Source organism: Staphylococcus sp. EZ-P03 (assembly GCF_003344575.1).
Lineage (GTDB): Bacteria > Bacillota > Bacilli > Staphylococcales > Staphylococcaceae > Staphylococcus > Staphylococcus simulans_B.
In genome coordinates, this window is record NZ_QPMO01000005.1 from 89,685 (window position 1) to 107,120 (window position 17,436).

At 36.7% G+C, this 17,436-nt stretch carries 18 protein-coding genes; 14 read left to right on the plus strand and 4 right to left on the minus strand.

Going from position 1 to position 17,436, the window contains the following annotated elements; genetic code table 11:
- The first annotated feature begins 17 nt into the window (after positions 1 to 17).
- The gene (locus DVJ99_RS02670; RefSeq protein WP_114603056.1) at positions 18 to 515 is read left to right on the plus strand and encodes an acyl-CoA thioesterase; all 498 of its coding nucleotides are present in this window, start codon (positions 18 to 20) and stop codon (positions 513 to 515) included.
- A gap of 97 nt (positions 516 to 612) precedes the next feature.
- On the opposite strand, the gene yfkAB is transcribed toward DVJ99_RS02670, so the two are convergent.
- Complete coding sequence (yfkAB, locus tag DVJ99_RS02675) at positions 613 to 1,776, minus strand: radical SAM/CxCxxxxC motif protein YfkAB (RefSeq protein WP_114603042.1); 1,164 nt, start codon at positions 1,774 to 1,776, stop codon at positions 613 to 615.
- A gap of 174 nt (positions 1,777 to 1,950) precedes the next feature.
- Here yfkAB and DVJ99_RS13075 point away from each other — a divergent pair, with 174 nt between their 5' ends.
- The 7 genes from DVJ99_RS13075 (at position 1,951) to DVJ99_RS02705 (ending at position 7,435) form a co-directional block, all read left to right on the plus strand.
- Positions 1,951 to 2,118, plus strand: a complete 168-nt coding sequence (locus tag DVJ99_RS13075; RefSeq protein WP_162912128.1) for an SE1561 family protein — start codon at positions 1,951 to 1,953, stop codon at positions 2,116 to 2,118.
- A 115-nt stretch (positions 2,119 to 2,233) separates the two neighbouring features.
- Entirely contained in the window at positions 2,234 to 2,761 is a 528-nt protein-coding gene (locus DVJ99_RS02680; protein ID WP_105994276.1) for a type 1 glutamine amidotransferase domain-containing protein, read from the plus strand.
- 179 nt (positions 2,762 to 2,940) lie between these two features.
- Positions 2,941 to 3,753, plus strand: coding sequence for a monofunctional peptidoglycan glycosyltransferase SgtB (sgtB, locus tag DVJ99_RS02685; protein WP_114603043.1), 813 nt, complete (start codon positions 2,941 to 2,943; stop codon positions 3,751 to 3,753).
- 182 nt (positions 3,754 to 3,935) lie between these two features.
- On the plus strand, positions 3,936 to 4,739 hold the full coding sequence (gene recX / locus DVJ99_RS02690) for a recombination regulator RecX (protein ID WP_114603044.1): 804 nt from the start codon (positions 3,936 to 3,938) through the stop codon (positions 4,737 to 4,739).
- Positions 4,732 to 5,046 carry a YfhH family protein gene (locus DVJ99_RS02695; RefSeq protein WP_114603045.1) on the plus strand — a complete coding sequence of 105 codons (315 nt, stop codon included), beginning with the start codon at positions 4,732 to 4,734 and terminating at the stop codon, positions 5,044 to 5,046. The genes recX and DVJ99_RS02695 overlap by 8 nt, the downstream gene beginning before the upstream one ends.
- A 15-nt stretch (positions 5,047 to 5,061) precedes the next feature.
- Positions 5,062 to 6,585, plus strand: coding sequence for an ATP-binding cassette domain-containing protein (locus tag DVJ99_RS02700; RefSeq protein WP_114603046.1), 1,524 nt, complete (start codon positions 5,062 to 5,064; stop codon positions 6,583 to 6,585).
- A gap of 10 nt (positions 6,586 to 6,595) precedes the next feature.
- Complete coding sequence (locus DVJ99_RS02705) at positions 6,596 to 7,435, plus strand: hypothetical protein (protein ID WP_114603047.1); 840 nt, start codon at positions 6,596 to 6,598, stop codon at positions 7,433 to 7,435.
- 65 nt (positions 7,436 to 7,500) lie between these two features.
- On the opposite strand, the gene DVJ99_RS02710 is transcribed toward DVJ99_RS02705, so the two are convergent.
- Positions 7,501 to 8,484 (minus strand): metal-dependent hydrolase, encoded by a 984-nt coding sequence (locus tag DVJ99_RS02710; protein WP_105994281.1) that lies wholly within the window; start codon positions 8,482 to 8,484, stop codon positions 7,501 to 7,503.
- Positions 8,485 to 8,602: 118 nt separating this feature from the next.
- On the opposite strand from DVJ99_RS02710, the gene mutY reads away from it, so the two are divergent.
- The 3 genes from mutY to DVJ99_RS02725 all read left to right on the plus strand — a co-directional run bounded on the left by mutY (position 8,603) and on the right by DVJ99_RS02725 (position 12,162).
- A complete protein-coding gene (gene mutY / locus DVJ99_RS02715; RefSeq protein WP_114603048.1) occupies positions 8,603 to 9,649 on the plus strand; it encodes an A/G-specific adenine glycosylase in 1,047 nt (348 codons plus the stop codon).
- A gap of 72 nt (positions 9,650 to 9,721) precedes the next feature.
- Positions 9,722 to 10,264, plus strand: a complete 543-nt coding sequence (ntdP, locus tag DVJ99_RS02720) for a nucleoside tri-diphosphate phosphatase (protein WP_105994283.1) — start codon at positions 9,722 to 9,724, stop codon at positions 10,262 to 10,264.
- A 161-nt stretch (positions 10,265 to 10,425) separates the two neighbouring features.
- Positions 10,426 to 12,162, plus strand: coding sequence for an ABC transporter ATP-binding protein (locus DVJ99_RS02725; protein WP_114603049.1), 1,737 nt, complete (start codon positions 10,426 to 10,428; stop codon positions 12,160 to 12,162).
- Positions 12,163 to 12,211: 49 nt separating this feature from the next.
- Here DVJ99_RS02725 and DVJ99_RS02730 read toward each other — a convergent pair whose 3' ends face one another.
- Together DVJ99_RS02730 and DVJ99_RS02735 are read right to left on the minus strand one after the other, a co-directional pair.
- Positions 12,212 to 13,312 carry an FUSC family protein gene (locus DVJ99_RS02730; protein ID WP_114603050.1) on the minus strand — a complete coding sequence of 367 codons (1,101 nt, stop codon included), beginning with the start codon at positions 13,310 to 13,312 and terminating at the stop codon, positions 12,212 to 12,214.
- Positions 13,313 to 13,422: 110 nt separating this feature from the next.
- Positions 13,423 to 14,712, minus strand: a complete 1,290-nt coding sequence (locus tag DVJ99_RS02735; protein WP_114603051.1) for a glutamate-1-semialdehyde 2,1-aminomutase — start codon at positions 14,710 to 14,712, stop codon at positions 13,423 to 13,425.
- A gap of 81 nt (positions 14,713 to 14,793) precedes the next feature.
- Between DVJ99_RS02735 and bcp the strand changes: the two genes are divergently transcribed.
- From bcp to perR, 3 genes are all read left to right on the plus strand, one after another.
- Positions 14,794 to 15,249 carry a thioredoxin-dependent thiol peroxidase gene (gene bcp, locus DVJ99_RS02740; RefSeq protein ID WP_114603052.1) on the plus strand — a complete coding sequence of 152 codons (456 nt, stop codon included), beginning with the start codon at positions 14,794 to 14,796 and terminating at the stop codon, positions 15,247 to 15,249.
- A gap of 5 nt (positions 15,250 to 15,254) precedes the next feature.
- A complete protein-coding gene (locus DVJ99_RS02745; protein ID WP_162912129.1) occupies positions 15,255 to 16,205 on the plus strand; it encodes a phosphoglycerate dehydrogenase in 951 nt (316 codons plus the stop codon).
- 93 nt (positions 16,206 to 16,298) lie between these two features.
- Complete coding sequence (gene perR / locus DVJ99_RS02750; protein WP_114603054.1) at positions 16,299 to 16,751, plus strand: peroxide-responsive transcriptional repressor PerR; 453 nt, start codon at positions 16,299 to 16,301, stop codon at positions 16,749 to 16,751.
- Positions 16,752 to 17,436: the final 685 nt, after the last annotated feature.

Consider the following 17,436-nt stretch of genomic DNA (forward strand, 5'->3'; position numbering starts at 1 on the left):
AAAGAGAAAGTAGACCAATGTCAGCGTCAAAAAGTGTAAAGGATCGCCAAGTTTATCCGCAAGATACCAATCATCATCATACGATGTTCGGCGGCTTGCTGATGGCAAACATTGATGAAATTGCAGCAATTTGCGCAATGAAGCACAGTAGTTCTCCAGTAGTGACAGCTTCTACCGATTCAGTCGACTTTTTACTGCCGATTCGAAACGGAGATGTTATCTCATATGAAGCGATGGTTTCTTATGCAGGATCAAGCTCTATGGAAGTATGTGTGCAAATCATTTTAGAAGATGTGATGAATGACAAGAAATATATGGCAGCACTTAGTTTCTTAACATTTGTCGCATTAGATGAGGATGGCAAACCGACACAAGTGCCGGATGTTTATCCTGAAAATGAAATTCAAGAATGGTTCCACAGCACAGCACCTGCACGTGTGAAACGCAGAAAAGAACGCAGACAAGAAAGTAAAGACACTTTAGCTTTCTTAACGCAAACAAGACATATTGAATAATAAATAAAGAAAACCGGTGCCTTTAAAGTCTGAAACTAGACAATAAAGGTACCGGTTTATTTTAATAGCTGTTAAAGGTTATTGTGCAAAGATTATTTTATAATTGATAACCTTCAGCTTTGAATTTCTGATGCATTTTCTTTTCGTTTTCACGAAAATCTGTATCAGGATAATACATATTTTTTACAAGCAAGTTAGGGCCTAAACAATGTACAGGACTGCAGTGGCAGTTTAAACTTTGTGCTAAGTCAGAAGCCAGCCACTTATCGAATACATCGGTTAAACGATCTGTTTTGATATTTGAAATAGAACCAGTCTCATCACCGAAGTCTGTCACAATAACATCTCCTGTGAAGACATTGACATTTAATCGGCTGCGGCCGTCAGGGTCGTTGCGCAATGTCACATTTTTAGCTGAATGCAGCTGATTGAATAACTGTTTGTCGTCTTCATCTAACATACATGGGTAAATCGGCAAGGTACCAAATAACATCCATACTGATTCATCGCGTATTTCTAATAGATAACGGATGGTATCTTTGATTTCTTGCAGACTTAATACGTTTAATTCGCTCGCAAAGTCAGAAGGGTACATCGGATGTATTTCATGTCTGCTGCATTTCATGTCATTGACTACTTCGCGATGGATTTTTTCAAGGTAAGGTTTAGTGTTTTGGTTCAGCATTGTTTCAGCTGAGACAAACATTCCTTGTTCAGATAATGTACGTGCATTATCAATCATTTGTTCGTAAAGTTTCAATTTTGCTTTAAGCGGCGGCTGTTTTTCCATAGCGCCGAAACCGACGTTCGCAAATTCATCTGTAGTGCCCCAGTTATGTGAAATATGCATCACGTCTATGTATTCAGCAATATCTAAATAACGATCTTGAGGCAGTGTCAAATTGGAATTCATTTGCGTATAAATACCGCGCTGATCTGCATATTTAAGCAACGGTTTAACGACATTTCGAATCGACTTTTTAGAAAACATCGGTTCACCGCCGGTAATAGATAATGTACGCAAGTTTGGAATTTCGTCTAAGCGGCGAAAAATCAAGTCCATCGGCAATGGGTCAGGGTCTCTGGTTTGCAGCGTGTAACCTACAGCACAGTGACTGCAGCGCATATTGCATAAGTTTGTCGTTGTAAACTCGATATTGCTTAATGCCAAGCTGCCGAATGCCTCGACATCGTTATACGCCTCCCATGGATCATTTTGAATTGTAATCGGCTTTTTTGTTTGAGTAGTTGGGCCAATCATTAGTTTTGCCTTCTTTCTATTGAATGTATTTCCTATTAAAAAAGGGGTAATGTGAAGTGGAAGTACTAGTTCACAAAACATTTTAGTCATTTCATATTATTAATACTCTAGTGAATTTTGTCAATTGCATGTTAAGATATTATTATATTTTTAAAAAAGGAGATTACCATGAATATGAGTGAAAATGATTTAATCAGCAACGTCAAAACAAGATTATCTGAATTTGTAGAGGAAATCGATCATGTAGATCCTGATAAAGTAAGCGTTGAAGATGTAGATGAGTGGATTGGTTTATTAGACCAATTAGAAGAAAAGGTAAAATTGTATCAACGCGAAAAATAAAGCCTATTGCGGTGCTATGTTTAAACTTTGCTGCTTTCGTCTATACAATAAATATAATCGATGAAAACAAAAATGATAAATATATTATTGTTAATTAGAGAAAGGTGATTAAATAATGACACAGCCCGTAGCAATTATTTTAGGCAACGACTTTGAAGATATTGAATTAACAAGTCCAAAAGAAGCTATCGAAGAAGCAGGCTACAAAACAGTTATTGTCGGATCTGAAGAAGGCGAAGAACTTGTAGGTAAACATGGTACTAAAGCAAAAGCAAATGTCGGCATTGCAGAAGCTGACCCAAGCGACTATTCAGGTCTATTAATCCCTGGCGGTTTCTCACCAGACCATCTTCGCGGAGATGTAGAAGGCAGATTCGGTACATTTGCTAAAGCATTTATCAAAGAAGACGACCCAATCTTTGCGATTTGCCACGGCCCTCAAGTATTAATCGATACTGACGACTTAAACGGCCGTACGCTAACTGCAGTATTAAACGTACGCAAAGACTTGGACAACGCTGGCGCAACTGTTAAAGATGAATCAGTTGTAATTGATAAAAACTTAGTAACAAGCCGTACGCCTGATGATTTAGATGACTTCAACAAAGCAATTGTTGACACTTTAAAGAAAAATGATGAGTAATAAATAAATTTTTGCCGGGGCAGTTGAAGCTGTCTCGGTTTTTTTACATATATTGCCTTATTTTTGGCTACTACTCAAGACCGATTTTGATTAAAATCGTATAATTCTTATTTCATATCAAGCGTTTCTCAATTATAATATGTGTGAATTACAAAAAATATGATTGAGGAGATCTGTGTATGAAACGAAGCGAAAGGCTTTCTAGATCTAATCACGATTCTAGAAATAGCACACAGAATACACCCCATTATAATACTTATTATCAACCCGTAGGCACACCGCCGAGGAAGAGAAAAAGCAAAGGGTTATTTTTAAAAATTTTATTAGGACTGATTATCATCATTGCACTGTTCTTAGGTGCGATGTATGCATTATCTTCTCGTGCAAATGTTGAAGATTTAAAAACAATTGAAAATAAATCCACATTCGTACCGATTAATGATATGCCTGAATACACCAAAGGTGCATTTATCGCAATGGAAGATGAGCGCTTTTATGATCATGGCGCATTTGATGTCAAAGGTATTTTCAGAGCCTTGTTTACGACACTCAGCGATCAATCGGTACAAGGCGGCAGTACCATCAGCCAGCAAGTTGTTAAAAATTATTATTATGGAAATGAACAAAGTTTCACCAGAAAAGTAAAAGAAATTTTAGTAGCCAGCCGTATGGAACGGACGTATTCGAAAGAAGAAATATTGAGTTTTTACGTCAATAATATTTATTTCGGCGATAATCAATATACGGTTGAAAGCGCCGCAAACCATTATTTCGGTACAACGACAGTTAAGAACAGCCAACACATGCCGACCATTTCTGTACTGCAAAGTGCAATTTTAGCAAGTAAAATCAATGCACCGAGCGTATATGATGTCAACAACATGTCGCAGAACTATATCAACCGTGTCAAAATCAATTTAGAGAAAATGAAGCAGCAAGGCTACATCAACGATGAACAATATAAAACGGCACTCGCACAATTAGGTGTCTGAATTTCGGCAACCGGATAACATCATCCGGATTGCCTTTTTTAATATGAAATGAAGTTTTGTTAGCATAAGTGAAGATTTCATTTTCTTTGTTATACAAGGGGTATAACGCTATAAATGTGACCGCATTTGTTTTACAATAAAGGACGAATACTTTTAACAACGTACAGAAATGAGGTGAGACAATGCCTAAGATTACTATGATTGAAGTTCAAAAGAAAAATAAAGAACGCTTCAACTTATTTTTAGATGGTGCCTTTGAAATGGGTATTGATATGGATACTTTGGTACATTTTAATTTGAAAAAAGGTGATGTCCTCACCGCTGAAGATATGATGCATATTCAAAAATATGAACATTACCGTTTAGGTCTGCATCACGCTGTCGCTTATCTGTCTTACCGCAAAAGAACAGAACAAGAAGTTGTGCAGCATTTGGAAAAACATGAAATCAATGAAACAGCTATTGCAGAAGTTATTGCCTATTGTCATAAAGAAGGCTATATTGACCATGAAGATTATGCGGAAAGCTTGAAAAACACTATGATCCGCACTACAGACAAAGGGCCTGAAATTTATAAGCAAAAACTATATAAAGCCGGCATTGAAAAAGCATTGATTGAAGATTACGGGGAACGTTACGAACAAGAACAGCCGCTTGAGGATGTTATTGCGCTTGCGGATAAGCTGATGCATCAGAAAAAAGGGCCGATGAAACGCCGTTCAGATAAAGTGAAACAATCACTGCTTCAAAAGGGCTATTCATTCGAGATTGTCAATGAAGCGATGCAAGCATTGGATTTCGAACCAGATGCGGATGAAGTCGATACATTGCTTCAAAAGGAATTAGAAAAAGTATATCGAAAGAACGAACGCAAATACAGCGGACAGCAGCTTGTTATGAAAACGACAGAAGCACTTCTCAGAAAAGGCTATGAGTATGATACAATTAAAGATAAATTAAGAGAAAGCGGGATTAGTGATGACTGAGAAAAGTTTAAGCGATATGACAAAAAGTGAAATTTTAAATGAAATACAAAAGTATAAAGAAAAGATGCGTAAAGCAGAAATGAATGGAATCTTAAATGAGTATGATGTTTACCGTACAAAAGTCATCATAGCTGAAAGTTATTTAGTAGATAAAGATAAAATTGAATTCGGTAAAATTTATGAATTGAATGACGGTACCAAACGTTATATGCGTGTAGATCGTTTTAAAGGTGTCTTTGCTTGGGGGAAAATCCTGCACAGCGGGCAAAGCGAACAAGGCATCCCAGTCGCATTATTAAAACTTTAGAAGGATGTAGGTTAAATGGCGAGTTCAATTGTATTAAAATTACTGAATATCACACACTATTATCGAAAAAAGAATAGAAAAAAATGGTATCTCCCATATGGTTATGATGCTGAAGATATTGAGTTGAACAATGTCTCTCTGCACCTTTATCAAGGAGAGTCGCTTGGAATTATCGGAGAGCCGGGCGCTTCAAAAACGTTAATCGGCAGAATTTTAGCAGGTGAAGTCAAACCGGATAAGGGGCGTATCAAACGAAACGGCAGTTTATATTTCGGGGACATTGAAGATAAACATCTGCACGAAGAAACGGTTTCAGCCTTTGTTCAAAATGCAGTCGAATTATTTACATACTCTGTGAACGAACATAAAGTGGAACAAATATTGCGTTATGCAGATTTGTTTGAAATAAAAGATAAAGTTGTTTATCAATTAACCGATCAGCAATATGCCCAGCTTATCGTCAGCTTGGCACGTACTTCAAAAGCAGACATCATCATTTTCAACCACGTTTTGCATTATTTGGACGAAGCCTTTTTGAAAAAAGCCTCTAAGTTATCGCAAGACTACATAGATGATGAAAAGACTATGATTACAATCGATGATAACCTGAATGTGATTCAAACGATATGCAACTATGCAGTGTGGATTTCTCATGGCCAATTACGTATGGAAGGACCGTTGAGCAGAGTCTTGCCTGCGTTTAAAGAACATGAGCGTGATTGTCAATCGTTAAAAACAGAAGAAGAAAAAGCACATTTTGATGTGGATTGGAAAAAGAAACGTACGCGCATTCCGGAAATGACTTATAACTTTAAGCGTGTAGAGCGGTATAAACATGCAAAACCGACACCTTTCTTAGCACGTGTAATTGGATGGAGTATTGTCTTATTAGTCGGCTTCGTGTTCATGGCTGTGCTGTTATTCAATAATTTAGGTATTGTCCATTTTGCACAGAACACGGAACAAAGCAAATTGCAATCGAATCAAAAAGGTGTCTTCAACGAAACTTTAACGTATGGCTTAGTGACCAAAAATAATTTGGAAGTCAAAGGGGAAGGCAATACAAAGCTCAACTTGCCGAAATATGCGTTTGTGACAATCATTGGAGAAAATGATAATAACTATAAAATTGTCGTCGATGACAAAGAATATGTAACAGGCAAAAATAAACTGTATCATTTCAATCCGGCAGCGCTTTATGAACGCCACAGCAAATCGACATTAGAAGATTATATGAAAGACAGTTATATCAACTATGTGGATTTCTATAACAGCCATATCGGTCAATCACACAAGAAAGCAGTTAAAAGTTTAGTACCTGAAAAGGATCAGCGTTTTGTCGCACCTGTCACGCAGCAGCCGGTGGATTTATTGTTTAATGATTCCGATCATTTAACTGGATTTGTATTCCCGATTGTTGAAAAAGACAAATTGAAAGATAAATTCGGAATTCAAGGCGATTACTGGGTAACGAAATCAGGTAAAGGCTACTTCATTGCGGACATGAAAGATAATAAATGGATTTATATAGAATTGTAGGTGAGACGAAATGTTAGATAAAATCATAAATTTTTACTATAGCTTGCCTCAAATGCTGAGACATTTAAGCGGCAGTTTGAAGCGGAATTGGAAATGGTTTGTCATTCCGCTGGGCTGTTCTATAATTTTATTGCTTCTGATGCTGCTGATGTTGAAGCTTAATAATTCGACAGAAGAAACACAAGCCGTATGGTATTACCGCTATATTGGTTTCATTACATTATCCTGGACACTTGTCACATTGTACTTTAATACAATGCGCTACCGCAGAGATTATTATGAGTATAAGAACTTTGATTATGTGACATCGTTTAAAAGTATTATCTATACTGTCATCTTCTCAGTCGGTTTATTGCTTTCAATTGCGCTTGTCGTACTTGTAAAACCAGTGAATTTAGACAGTTCATTTTGGGCCATCGGTTTCTACTGGGTAATGTGGATGCTGTTTGTTATCTTGGTTTCTCAAGTGTTAGGATTAATCCGTATGATCAGCAACTACAAAGTTTTTGATATAACAATGTATGTTTGTTTTGCTGTGATGTTCTTTATCGTGCCGATTATCTTTATTCCGAATGAACATAAGACATGGTGGATGCATATTCTTATGCTGAATCCATTGTTTTACTTAGTTTCTGGAATTGAAGAAGCGGTGATTATCGGTATTAACAGTTTAGGCAATATACCTTATCACTTTTTCTTTATTGTCTGGTTAGGTATTTGGAGTCTGTTGTTATATATTTTAAGACCGCATATTGCTTATGAAAAATTCAGAATGACAACGCATCGTTCGATTCATTTGAAAAATACAGCAGAACCTGACAAAGTAAAAGAAAATAATTTCGATCATTAAGAGAGATTGAATATAAAAACGAGAATGAAAATGTCGTTTGAACATTTTCATTCTCGTTATTTTCTTTAGTGTGCATAAAGTTTTTTCATTAATTTCTGTTCGCTGAAGACCCAGCCTGTATAAGAATGTGTAATCTCTAAGTTTTTATCTAAATGTACAATGGCCACAAAAGAATAGTGGTCTTTATTGAGATAGCGCAAGTCGATAAAACGAACTTCTTGAATATTATCGCTTAGTTGGCGCGTATCCCATCTGTAAATAGATGAAAAGTTTAGAAAGGCTTTGACATTCGGATCATTGCGCAGTACACGCATTAATGATTCTTCTGGGAAAGGCTGGCGTTTTACTTTGTCCGCAAAGACTACGTTTGTTCCGTAACTGCGGCCCACATAGTCATGTGTTTCTGTTTGTACAGCGACACGCCATTCCATAAATTTCATAGTAGGTGCCACAAACACTTTGACGAGATGAGCTTTATCTTGACTGCTGACCATACGCAATACACGTTTTTTGATAGACGCTCGGAAGATAAAGCGTACAATGTAATAAATCACCAAGATGATAAAGATTGGAATATACACTAAAAATGCATTAAATCCTAATGCCCAAAATACAATACCGAGACACCATAAGATAAAGATGTATGGGTCGAATGTATTGATGACACTTAATTGTATCCACTTGTTTGAAAACGGCCGCAAAGCTTGTGTGCCGTATGAGTTGAATATATCGACAAACACATGCAGGAAGACCGCAAGTTGTGCCCACAGCCAAATATGCAGCGGATTAATATGGCTGAAGAATGTGAAGACCAGCAAGGTAATCAAAATCGGCCATAAAATTGTGAAAGGGATTGAATGTGTTATCCCTCTATGATTAGATATATAAGCAGCGTTATTTTTCAATTTTAATACAGTATCACTGTCAGGAATCAATGAACCGGCGATTAAAGTCGTCGCTGCTGCACCGAATTGATCTGACAGGGCAGGGTCATGCATCGCTAATGCTGTTAGGCCGATACCCATGACAATATGTGTTCCTGTATCCATAATAGTTCACTCATTTCAAATATTCTTACATATAGTATAAAACATATTACGTAATAACAAAATAAATCCAACTGAAATATATGAGTTAAAAGCAAATAAAAAGGAGCGTCTAAAAGATATGCTGGACCAGAATTCATTTAAAAAAGACTTGCTTTCATGGTTTGATGAAAACCAAAGAGCTATGCCATGGCGCGAAACTACGAATCCTTATTATATTTGGATCAGCGAAGTCATGCTGCAGCAGACACAAGTGAAAACAGTCATTGATTATTATCATCGCTTTACAGAGCGGTTCCCGACAGTAGCGGATTTAAGCGATGCCCATCAAGACGAAGTATTGAAGTATTGGGAAGGTCTCGGTTATTACAGCCGTGCACGCAACTTTCATCATGCTATCCAAGAAGTACAAACGAAATATAACGGCCAAGTCCCAAGCAATCCTGATTTGTTTAAGCAGCTTAAAGGTGTCGGACCGTATACACAAGCTGCTGTGATGAGTATTGCTTTTGACTTGCCGCTGCCGACAGTAGACGGCAATGTCTTTCGTGTATGGTCACGCTTGAATAATGACTTCAGCGATACAACTAAACAGTCAGTAAGAAAGAAATTCGAGGATGAATTGCGTCCGTATGTAGCGACACAAGCAGGACAATTCAACCAAGCCATGATGGAATTAGGTGCTTTAATCTGTACGCCTAAATCACCGCTTTGTTTATTATGTCCGGTTCAATCGCATTGTGAAGCATTAGAACAAGGCACAGTTGATGACTTGCCGGTGAAAACCAAGAAAGTCAAAAAGAAAACGATTCATCAAAATTGTTATGTCATTAAAAATAAACAAGGCGAACTATTAATCGAACAGCGGACAGAAAAGCTGCTGAATGGTATGTGGGAATTTCCGATGTATGAAGCAGCGCATAGTGAAGAAGATGTTTATGATTTATTAAAACAAGATGTTTCAATCAGTGAAGCACCGATTTTTAAATTGAAGCATCAGTTTACACACTTAACATGGGATATTAAAGTATTCAGTGTAGACGATACGATTGATGCGGATCAAGTTGAATTAGCAGAGAACTTCACATGGATGAAGTTAGAAGACAGAGATCAATTCAATTTCCCAGCGTCCATGCATAAAGTGTTAGATGCGTTAGAATCTAAGTAGTCTTATCTGAGATTAAAATAGCGTTATGTTATAATTGAGAATGTGAAAAAAAGCCAGGAGGAGGTGTGGAACATGGTAAAAGAGTCCATACCGAAAGAAGGAGAACGTATTAAAATTCAAAGTTACAAGCACGATGGCAACATTCATAGAGTTTGGTCCGAAACAACTATTTTAAAAGGGACAGACCATGTTGTGATTGGAGGCAATGACCACACACTTGTGACTGAAAGCGATGGCCGTACATGGATTACGAGAGAACCTGCGATTGTTTATTTTCATTCGGAGTATTGGTTCAATGTAATCTGTATGTTCAGAGAAGATGGTGTTTATTATTATTGCAACCTCTCTTCACCATTTGTGTGTGATGTTGAGGCATTGAAATATATTGATTATGATTTGGATATTAAAGTCTATCCTAACGGCAAATATCATTTGCTGGATGAAGATGAGTATCAGCAGCATATGCAGCAAATGAATTATCCGAAAGATATTGATGCGATTTTACGCAGAAATGTTGATATTTTACAGCAATGGATTGAACAAAAGAAAGGACCGTTTGCGCCTGACTTTATTAAAGTCTGGAGAGATCGGTATAAAAAATTAAGACAAGGCTAGTCAATAAAGCAGATTGCTTTATTACAGCTTGTGCTTTTAATTATAATAGCTATGGTATGAATAATAAGGGTTGTACGAGGCGCGGACATTGCTTCAAAAAATGTCTCGCCTCGTTGATTTATTTGTTTTCATAAAAGAAGAGAAAGGGAGGAGCTGCCTCAATGATACGCAGGTATATACAGTTTGTTAAACCGTATAAATGGCGGATAGCTGCAACCATCATTATCGGTATCATTAAATTCGGTATCCCTATGCTGATTCCATTATTAATCAAATATGTGATTGATGATGTTATTAACAACCAAAATATGAATGTCAGTGATAAGCTGAGTCATTTAGGAATTGCAATCGGGATAGCCTTCATTATATTTGCTGTCATTCGTCCGCCTATTGAATACATGCGGCAATATTTAGCGCAGTGGACGAGTAACAAGATATTATACGATATTCGTAAGCGGCTTTACGATCATTTACAAGCTTTAAGTGCACGATTTTATGCCAACAATAAAGCAGGGGAAGTTATTTCTCGTGTGATTAACGATGTTGAGCAGACCAAAGACTTTATTTTAACGGGTTTGATGAACATATGGCTGGACTGTGTGACGATTATTATCGCATTGTCTATTATGTTCTTCTTAGATGTTAAATTAACACTCGCTGCCATGGTCATTTTCCCGTTCTACATTTTAACGGTTTATTATTTCTTCGGCAGACTGCGCGGATTAACGCGTCAAAGATCACAAGCTTTAGCTGAAGTACAAGGTTTCTTGCATGAGCGTGTGCAAGGGATTTCTGTCATCAAAAGTTTTGCGATTGAAGAAAACGAAGCAAAGAACTTCGATAAGAAAAACAGCAACTTCTTGCAACGTGCGTTTAAACATACACGTTGGAACGCGTATTCGTTTGCGGCTATTAATACTGTGACTGACTTAGGGCCTATCATTGTTATTGGTGTCGGCGGTTACTTAGCAGTAACAGGTTCTATCACTGTCGGTACTTTAGCAGCCTTTGTCGGTTATTTAGAACAGCTTTTCGGACCTTTACGCCGTTTAGTTTCATCCTTTACAACACTGACACAAAGTTTTGCGTCTATGGACCGTGTGTTCAACTTATTAGATGAAAAATATGATGTGAAAGATGAAGCGGATGCCAAACCGATTAATATTACAGAAGGTAATATTTCATTGAACCATGTCTCATTCAGATATAATCCGCATGCACCTAAAGTGCTGGATGATATTAATCTGGAAGTACATCATGGCGAAACGGTTGCCTTTGTCGGCATGTCAGGCGGAGGGAAGTCAACGCTCATCAATTTAATCCCTCGCTTCTATGATGCGACTGAAGGTACGATAGCGATAGATGGGCATAATGTAAAAGACTTTATGTTATCTAGTTTAAGAGACCAAATCGGCCTTGTTCAGCAAGATAACATTTTATTCTCAGATACAATCAGAGAAAATATTCTCTTAGGGAAACCTGGTGCTAGTGAAGAAGAAGTGGTTGAAGCTGCTAAACTTGCAAATGCACATGAATTCATCATGAGCTTGCCAGAGGGTTATGAAACAGAAGTAGGAGAACGCGGTGTGAAATTATCAGGCGGACAAAAACAACGTATCTCCTTAGCACGTATCTTCTTAAATAACCCGCCGATTATTATTCTTGATGAAGCAACAAGTGCATTGGACTTAGAAAGTGAAGCTATTATACAAGAAGCGCTGGCACACTTAAGCGAAAACAGAACAACATTGATTGTGGCGCACCGTTTATCTACTATTACACATGCGGATAAGATTGTAGTAGTTGAAAACGGACAAATTATCGAAACAGGTACACACCAAGAATTATTAGCAAAACAAGGTGCCTATCATCATCTATATACAATTCAAGATTTATAATAAGAAAGAGCAGAAGCTGTCTCCTTATGAGACAACTCCTGCTCTATTTTTATAAGTCTAAATCTTCATCATCGATTTCAATGTTTGAATCATCTTGGTGATATTCAAAATAACTCATTACTAAACGATCTAAATGCTCTAAATCATAACTGAACTCTTCAATAGCAGAAATAATCTGCATGACATTTGAAATAGAGTATTCAGATGTGCCGGGATGCTCATGCAATTCATTTTTAAATGCATCCAAGAGTTCGATTTTTTGCGGTATATCAATGGGTGCTTGGAAATTCTCAAAGTCATATCTTGCTTTTTGCGCAATGCTGAACATAATCTGATCATAAGAATTCATTAAATCATCAAGCTCAAATTTAATTTGAAGTTTAAGTTTATCGCTCATGTTGTGCAAGTCGTTTTGGAAGCGGTGCATGCGACGTAAAACATCGTATGCACTTTTTGTCGTCAGGACAACTTGCTTAAAGACAATCTTCTTTCTGTTTAGTTCAAATGCATTCTTTTTTAAGAAAGTACGCTCTTCTTTATAATAATCAAAGAGCTGCTGCAAGTTATTCAAACGTTTCTTAATGCTTTTAGTATCTTCTTTTACATGGTAAAACTCAGTCGTATCATTAATTACTAATTTAATCCAAATGAAGATGTCAGATGCGACATTCATTGAATTATAATAGAGCTTTGTTTCATATTTCGGCGGGAAGAAAGCAACGTTGACAATAAACGCACTTGAAACACCGATCATTACTAATACGAAACGATAAAACGCAGAAGCATAGAAATTACCAGTCTCTCCGCCTTGTCCCATGATAATTAAAGCTGTAACAGTAGCTAGGGTAGCCACGTGCTGGAGCTTTAATTGGAAGAGCAAAGCAATCAGCACGATAACTGTGGCGCCCATAATAATGATAGTATCACCGAAGATACTAACCATGGAGACGGAAAGAAATGCACCGATTAAGTTACCTTGAAACTGTTCTTTGATTGTTTTGTATGAGCGGAATACGCTCGGCTGCATTGCAACAACTGCCCCGATTCCTGCAACTGTAGGAATACCCGCACTTTTAGGCAAAAATGACGCAATTAACATTGCCAGGACAATAGCAATACCAGTTTTAAAAATTCTTGCACCTAATTTCAAATTGTTGTGCTCCTTTATTCCTGTTTATGCACATTCATTCTCAGTTTTAATGGCAACTGAAAACAAATCGTATAATAAAGTTATACATTGAATTTGAATGATTTTCAAGTTTATTTCATTTGAGAGAAAGCATAATCAGCAGCACGTAATGTTTCTTCGATATCTTCATCTGTATGCTCAGTTGTTAAGAACCATGCTTCGAATTTAGATGGAGCTAAATTAATACCTTGGTTCAGCATAAGTTTGAAGAATTTAGCAAATGCATCACCATCTGAGTTTTCAGCTTGTTCGTAGTGTGTGACTTTCTCATCAGTAAAGTACATAGTTAATGAACCATAGACTCTATTGATAGTAGCTGTAATGCCATGTTTTTTAATCAATTCATTTAAACCATCTTCGAGTTTTTTGCCGAGACGATTCAATTCTTCGTAAACACCATCTTGTTCTAACACTTCTAATAATGCAATGCCGGCTTTCATTGATAATGGGTTGCCTGCCATTGTACCCGCTTGATATGCAGGTCCGAGCGGTGCGACTTGTTCCATAATATCTTGACGTCCGCCGTAACCGCCGATTGGCAATCCGCCGCCGACAATCTTACCGAAGGCAGTTAAGTCAGGATAGACATTTAATAAGTCTTGTGCTGCCCCGTAATGGAAACGAAACGCTGTAATGACTTCATCATAGACAACTAAACCGCCGTATTGATGAGTGATTTCATTGACTTCTTCTAGGAAGCCGGGAAGCGGTTCAACCATACCGAAGTTGCCGATAATCGGTTCTACTAATACTGCTGCGATTTGATCGCCCCAATGTTCCATTGCTTCTTTATATGCTTCGATGTCATTGAAAGGTACAGTAATAACTTCTTGCGCTACACTTTTTGGTACGCCTGCTGAATCAGGAGAGCCTAATTGTGAAGGGCCGCTGCCTGCTGCAACAAGTACTAAATCTGAGTGCCCATGGTATGAACCAGCAAATTTAATGATTTTATCACGGTTTGTATACGCACGTGCAACACGAATTGTAGTCATCACTGCTTCAGTACCTGAGTTGACGAAACGCATTTTTTCAAGTGAAGGAATGGCTTCGCGTAATTTTTTAGCAAACTCGATTTCTAATTCGGTCGGCGTACCGAAGAGTACACCTTTCGCAGCTTGCTCTTGAATTGCTTTAGTGATGTGCGGATGTGCATGACCTGTAATAATCGGGCCGTATGCTTGCAGATAGTCGATATAACGATTGCCATCTACGTCGAATAAATATTGACCTTTACCTTCTTTCATTACTACCGGTGCACCGCCGCCAACTGCTTTAAATGAGCGGGAAGGGGAGTTGACACCGCCTAGGATATATTCATCTGACAAACTTTGAAGTCGTTCGCTTTCAGTAAAATTCATTATTTATCAACCTCTTTTAATTTAATATTTCCGCTTACTATCGTATCATATAATTAACTATAAGAAGAAAAAGGTGAGCATATGTTGAAAAAAGGAGACAAATTCCCTGAATTTGCATTAGAAAATCAAGACGGAGAAGTAATTACTAACGAAACAATCAAAGGAAGAAAAGCAATTCTTTACTTTTATCCTAGAGATAATACACCAGGATGCACAACAGAAGCTTGCGATTTCCGAGACAACATGGCAATGTTCAATGATTTAGATATTGCTGTCTATGGAATAAGCGGAGATTCTAAGAAAAAACACCAAAACTTTATCGCAAAACATGATTTAAACTTCGATTTATTAGTAGACGAAGATTATAAATTATCAGAAGCAACAGGCGTCTACCAATTGAAGAAAAGTTTCGGTAAAGAATCAATGGGCATTGTAAGAACTACTTTTATCGTTGACGAAGAAGGGATTATCGACCATGTCATCGAGAAAGTAAAAGTTAAAGAACAAATGGATCAACTAAAAGAAATATTGGGGTGAAGCATGTGAAGGTTCTTTCATTAAATAGATTAAAAGACTCAGAGCAGTTATTGGAAGAAACTTTTCCAGAAACAGAATTCGTATTTCGTAAGAATGTAGATGAAATCAGCGAAGAGGATAAAAAAGATGCGGATATTGTGATTGGATACAGCGGCAAAGCTGATCAAGCTTTCTTCGAAGGTATGCCGAATCTTAAATTTATTGCATGGTATGCTGCGGGTGTGAACAACCTGCCGCTTGAATATCTTGCAGAGCGAGATATTTTATTAACCAATGCATCAGGTATTCACGCAAAACAAATGAGTCAATTTGCGTTTGCATATATTCTAGACGATTATAAACAAATGAGAGTTTCAAGACGCAATCAAGAAAATAAGGTGTATGATTCTAAAGTAACAGGAAAACGATTAGATGGAGATACTATCCTTATATTAGGTACAGGTAATATTCCAAAGGAAATTGCTAAACTTGCAAATGCGTTTGAAATGAAAGTGATCGGTATCAATACTACTGGTCATGAAGTAGATGGATTTGATGAAACCTATCCATTAAATGCATTAAATGAGGTATTGCCTAAAGCAGATATTATTATTAACGTTTTACCTGAAACTGAAGATACGTACCATTTATTGAAATCAGAACAATTCGATGCAATGAAAGAAAGTGCATTGTTTATTAACATCGGAAGAGGAACGATTGCTTCCGAAGAAACAATTATTAATGCTTTAAAAGAAGATAAAATCAGACATGCTTATTTAGATGTCTTTGAAAAAGAACCTTTATCAGAGGATAGTCCTTTATATGAACTGGATAATGTGAGTATTACAGCACATATCACAGGCAATGGTAAAGAAAATTTCAATGAAGCATCGCAAATATTCATTAGGAATTTCAAACATTTTCTCAACAATGGAGATGTAGTTGAGAATAAGGTTGATTTATCTAAAGGATATTGATTAAATTAAGTGCAAACATTGACATTTCAGTGCTTCAACCGTTATATTAATATTAAGTAATAATAATTATTAAGTAGAAAGACGGTGGATTAGATGAGTGCAGAAATGGAAACTATTGAGCATCAATTAGAGGACTCTATTGCATCTTTAAGAAATGCCGGAATCAGAATTACACCGCAAAGACAAGCCATTCTAAGATTTTTGATTTCCAGTGAAACTCATCCAACAGCAGATGAAATTTATCAGGCACTGTCACCAGATTTTCCAAACATAAGTGTTGCTACGATATATAATAACTTGCGAGTGTTTAAGAAAACAGGGATTGTCAATGAATTGACTTATGGAGATGCATCTAGTCGCTTTGATTTTAATACGCATAATCATTATCACGTAATCTGCGAAAATTGCGGAAAGATCGTTGATTTTCATTATCCTCAATTACATGAAGTCGAACAGTTAGCACAACATGTAACGGGATTTAAAGTTTCTCATCACAGAATGGAAATTTACGGATTATGCCCAGAATGCCAAGAAAAAGAAGAATAAGAAATTATTACAAGCTGAACTGACCGAATGCGGAATGCGTTTGGTCTTTTTTCTATATAAGAGAGTTTCAGCTGATCATTAAAAAGTATATGCTGCACTTCATATTACAAGAATATGAAGTGGTGTTTACATGGGAATAATAAAAATATGTTCGAGGAAGCGGTACAATATTAGTATTACTACACACAAAGGGTAAGAGGGCATTAGTTCTATTTACACTTATACGGCAATAGTTGCTGTTGGTTGCAATCGTACGCACATTAAGTAATTTTATACAAATTTTATTAAAGAATTTTATTGACTCTTAACAGAAGACTTGATATGATGAATAGGTCGTTGAAACGGCGCAGTAAATTTAACATTGAGAAGTAAAAGTTTGAATTAAAAACTTTAACAAAGTGTAAATTTTACTATTGAAAATCAACAAAGAACATTATAGAATAGTTATTGTTGAAAAAAACGAGGTCAAACATTCTTAAAAAATAATTTTAAAAAAGTGCTTGACTTCAAAAATGAAAAGCGGTATAATTGATTATTGTAACGCGAAAAAATGAACATTGAAAACTGAATGACAATATGTCAACGTTAATTCCAAATTAACAAACGTTTTAAACGTTTTATAACAAATAGTTTTTATGAGCTAGTCAAACATCATAAATTTTTATGGAGAGTTTGATCCTGGCTC

Excerpts from the sequence above, each read along its gene's own strand:
- DVJ99_RS02735 (WP_114603051.1), bottom strand. The coding sequence starts at position 14,712 with ATGAATTTTACTGAAAGCGAACGACTTCAAAGTTTGTCAGATGAATAT.
- perR (WP_114603054.1), top strand. The coding sequence starts at position 16,299 with ATGAGTGCAGAAATGGAAACTATTGAGCATCAATTAGAGGACTCTATT.
- DVJ99_RS02725 (WP_114603049.1), top strand. The coding sequence starts at position 10,426 with ATGATACGCAGGTATATACAGTTTGTTAAACCGTATAAATGGCGGATA.
- DVJ99_RS02705 (WP_114603047.1), top strand. The coding sequence starts at position 6,596 with ATGTTAGATAAAATCATAAATTTTTACTATAGCTTGCCTCAAATGCTG.
- mutY (WP_114603048.1), top strand. The coding sequence starts at position 8,603 with ATGCTGGACCAGAATTCATTTAAAAAAGACTTGCTTTCATGGTTTGAT.
- yfkAB (WP_114603042.1), bottom strand. The coding sequence starts at position 1,776 with ATGATTGGCCCAACTACTCAAACAAAAAAGCCGATTACAATTCAAAAT.
- bcp (WP_114603052.1), top strand. The coding sequence starts at position 14,794 with ATGTTGAAAAAAGGAGACAAATTCCCTGAATTTGCATTAGAAAATCAA.
- DVJ99_RS02670 (WP_114603056.1), top strand. The coding sequence starts at position 18 with ATGTCAGCGTCAAAAAGTGTAAAGGATCGCCAAGTTTATCCGCAAGAT.
- recX (WP_114603044.1), top strand. The coding sequence starts at position 3,936 with ATGCCTAAGATTACTATGATTGAAGTTCAAAAGAAAAATAAAGAACGC.
- DVJ99_RS02710 (WP_105994281.1), bottom strand. The coding sequence starts at position 8,484 with ATGGATACAGGAACACATATTGTCATGGGTATCGGCCTAACAGCATTA.
- DVJ99_RS13075 (WP_162912128.1), top strand. The coding sequence starts at position 1,951 with ATGAGTGAAAATGATTTAATCAGCAACGTCAAAACAAGATTATCTGAA.
- sgtB (WP_114603043.1), top strand. The coding sequence starts at position 2,941 with ATGAAACGAAGCGAAAGGCTTTCTAGATCTAATCACGATTCTAGAAAT.
- ntdP (WP_105994283.1), top strand. The coding sequence starts at position 9,722 with ATGGTAAAAGAGTCCATACCGAAAGAAGGAGAACGTATTAAAATTCAA.
- DVJ99_RS02700 (WP_114603046.1), top strand. The coding sequence starts at position 5,062 with ATGGCGAGTTCAATTGTATTAAAATTACTGAATATCACACACTATTAT.
- DVJ99_RS02680 (WP_105994276.1), top strand. The coding sequence starts at position 2,234 with ATGACACAGCCCGTAGCAATTATTTTAGGCAACGACTTTGAAGATATT.
- DVJ99_RS02695 (WP_114603045.1), top strand. The coding sequence starts at position 4,732 with ATGACTGAGAAAAGTTTAAGCGATATGACAAAAAGTGAAATTTTAAAT.